This window comes from Myroides sp. N17-2 (assembly GCF_002286775.1).
Taxonomy (GTDB): domain Bacteria; phylum Bacteroidota; class Bacteroidia; order Flavobacteriales; family Flavobacteriaceae; genus Flavobacterium.
The window spans coordinates 1-497 of the sequence record NZ_NSGJ01000118.1; the positions used below are offsets into that span (position 1 = coordinate 1).

Below are 497 nucleotides of genomic sequence, written 5' to 3' on the forward strand. Positions count from 1 at the left end.
ACAATTCTTTCGAATCGTACTTTCTATAAATTTTAATATATTTCTATATCTTGTTTTGTATTCTTTTCTAACTTTATTTTTGTTAGTTAAGTTATCAATATGTCAATGATCGTGTGGACCTTAGTCCTTGTGGAGAATATCGGAGTCGAACCGATGACCTCCTGCGTGCAAGGCAGGCGCTCTAGCCAGCTGAGCTAATCCCCCGTTTATCTATCGGTATCACTACCTTTAAACGGTTAGCTAACCTCTAGTATTTCCTTTAATACATCCTCTAAAGTATTTTGTAGTCCCGGGCAGACTCGAACTGCCGACCCCTACATTATCAGTGTAGTACTCTAACCAGCTGAGCTACGAGACTCTATACTTTTTGTTTGTATCTTTTTTTGGTATTAACAGCGAGAGTAAAGTTATTATAATCCTAATTATTCTCTAGAAAGGAGGTGTTCCAGCCGCACCTTCCGGTACGGCTACCTTGTTACGACTTAGCCCTAGTTACC

General features: G+C 39.4%; 2 tRNA genes and 1 rRNA gene. All 3 read right to left on the reverse strand.

The features are described from left to right. Window positions 1–130: 130 nt before the first annotated feature. Window positions 131–204: transfer RNA gene (locus tag CF599_RS19325), tRNA-Ala, on the reverse strand. 80 nt (window positions 205–284) lie between these two features. Further along, window positions 285–358 (reverse strand) — tRNA-Ile (locus CF599_RS19330). 75 nt (window positions 359–433) lie between these two features. Next, a 16S ribosomal RNA gene (locus tag CF599_RS19335) occupies window positions 434–497 on the reverse strand; the annotation flags it as partial.